The organism is Telmatospirillum sp. J64-1, from assembly GCF_006980715.1.
In the GTDB taxonomy this organism is placed as follows: Bacteria; Pseudomonadota; Alphaproteobacteria; order Rhodospirillales; family Magnetospirillaceae; genus Oleiliquidispirillum; species Oleiliquidispirillum nitrogeniifigens.
Window position 1 is genome coordinate 1 of record NZ_SBHN01000064.1, and the last position, 2221, is coordinate 2221.

Below are 2221 nucleotides of genomic sequence, written 5' to 3' on the forward strand. Positions count from 1 at the left end.
GGACAAGGCGCGTTCCGTCAATGCCATGACGGCCGCCGGTGCCGGCGCCATCGCCCAGATCGTGCTGAACGACTTCATGACCCTGCATCAGGCCACCGTCCAGGCCCTTAACGAGGACGCCAAGACGCCACCTCTGGCGCGAGCCGAGGCGATGTCGCGGCTGGCCGATGCCTTCACGAAGACGATGGCGGCCGTCGCCAAGGCCGCGCCCGATCTGGGCCGCTATGCCGTGGCCGGTGAGCTGCTGCAGGATCTGGCTGCCTTTGTGCGGGACCGCTACCCGGAACATGGCCAAGCCCTGGCCGAGATCCTGGAACCCTTCGCCGCCCATGTCGCGGAGAAGTACGGCTGATGGCCAAGGCGTGGAGCAAGAACAGCAAGTTCGGCACCAAGGAATTCCTTGAAGAAGTCGCCCAATTGGCCCAGGCGGTGCGCGAGGAGATCGCGCAGGCCTCGGAGCTGGGCGAGTTCGACCGCTCGGACAAGGCCAGGCGCGCGCGCATCACCCGCGCCCAGGATGACTTCGAGTTCTTTTGCCGGACCTATTTCCCGCATCATGCGCGTGGCAATCCCTCGCGCTTCCATGCCTTCCTGTTCGAGCGCTTGCCCGAGCTCGTGGAAGCGCCGGAAGGCCAGCGCGAGATCATCGCCGCGCCGCGCGGCAATGCCAAGTCCACCTACGCCACCCAACTCTTCCCGCTGTGGTGCGTGATCACCCGGCGCAAGCGCTATCCCATCATCCTGTCCGACGCCATCGAGGTGGCGTCGATGATGCTTGAAGGCATCAAGGCCGAGTTGGAGACCAATCCGCGACTGGCCTTCGATTTCCCCGAGGCTTGCGGCGCCGGCCCGGTCTGGCAGGTGGGCGTGATCGTCACCCGCAACGGCGCCAAGTTGCAGGCCGGCGGCGCGCAGAAGCGCATCCGTGGTGCGCGCCACGGCAGCAACCGCCCCGACCTAATTATCCTCGACGACATCGAGAACGATGAGAATGTCCGCAGCCCCGAGCAGCGCGACAAGCGCGAGGCTTGGCTCGACAAGGCGGTCGAACCATTGGGGCCGCCCGACGGCAGCATGGACATGATCTATGTCGGCACCGTTCTTCACCTTGATGCCGTGCTCAGCCGCAAGATGAAGAACCCGATGTGGCGGGCGACGAAGTTCCAGGCGGTAATGGCTTGGCCTGACCGCATGGATCTGTGGGAGCAGTGGGAAGAGGCCCTGCGCAATGACGGCCGCGAGGCGGCCGACACCTTCTGGCGCGAGAACCGCGCGGAGATGGAACGCGGTGCGGAAGTCCTGTGGCCGGAGGTCCAGCCCTTCAAGCGGCTGATGGAGATCCGCGTCCGCATCGGTCTGTCGGCCTTCAACTCGGAATACCAGAACAGCCCGATAGCCGAGGATGCCACCTTCTCCAAGGTGGTGTTCTGGGTCGAACGCGCGCCGCGCCTGGTCTATTTCGGCGCCCTGGACCCGTCCTTGGGCAAGAACAACCGCTCGCGCGACCCCAGCGCCATCCTGGTCGGCGGGTTCGACCGCGAGCAGGCGCGCCTGGACGTGATCGAGGCGTCGATCCGTCGCCGCGTCCCCAGCATCATCATCTCGGACGTGATCGCCCTGCAGCGGCGCTATCAATGCGTCATGTGGTTCGTCGAGGCGGTGCAGTTCCAGGAATTCCTGCGCACCGAGCTGATCAAGGCGGCCATCCAGCAGGGCGTGCCGCTGCCGGCCAAGGCGGTGTCGCCGACCACCGACAAGGCCCTGCGCATCGAGAGCCTGCAGCCGATCCTGATGGACGGGCGCATCCGCCTGCATGCCAGCCAGACCACCTTGCTGGAGCAGCTGACGGGCTTCCCGCAGGCCGATCACGACGACGGGCCGGACTGCCTGGAGATGCTGTGGACCGGGGCGGTGTCCTTTGCCCCGCTGGGCGAATTCCAGGCGGCGGGAGACCGCAACCTGATCACGGGCAACGGCTTCGATCCGGGCGGCGGCTTCGGCATGGGCGGCTTTGACGGCGGGCGGATGGATTGGAGCGGGTATCATGACTGAATCGCAGAACAAGACCGCGACGGCCAAGCCGGTCTTCGGCGAAATTGCCTCTGCCTCCCGGCGCGATGACCTGGCGGGCTTTCTCGGCGAGATCCTGGCCACGCCCGACCCTGTGCTCGACAGCCTGGGCGGCGACCTCAAGCATTACCGGGCGCTGTTGCGCGACCAC

2 protein-coding genes are annotated in these 2221 nt (G+C 66.3%); both read left to right on the forward strand.

What is annotated here, in order from left to right; genetic code table 11:
- Positions 1-352: DUF1804 family protein (locus EPD66_RS23730; protein WP_142851034.1), on the forward strand; the 352-nt coding region annotated here is incomplete at its 5' end.
- A complete protein-coding gene (gene terL, locus EPD66_RS23735) occupies positions 352-2052 on the forward strand; it encodes a phage terminase large subunit (RefSeq protein ID WP_142851035.1) in 1701 nt (566 codons plus the stop codon). The genes EPD66_RS23730 and terL, both read left to right, overlap by 1 nt.
- Positions 2053-2221: the final 169 nt, after the last annotated feature.

What these genes read in the sequence shown, in the direction of transcription:
- terL (WP_142851035.1), top strand. Translation starts at nt 352, where the DNA reads ATGGCCAAGGCGTGGAGCAAGAACAGCAAGTTCGGCACCAAGGAATTC.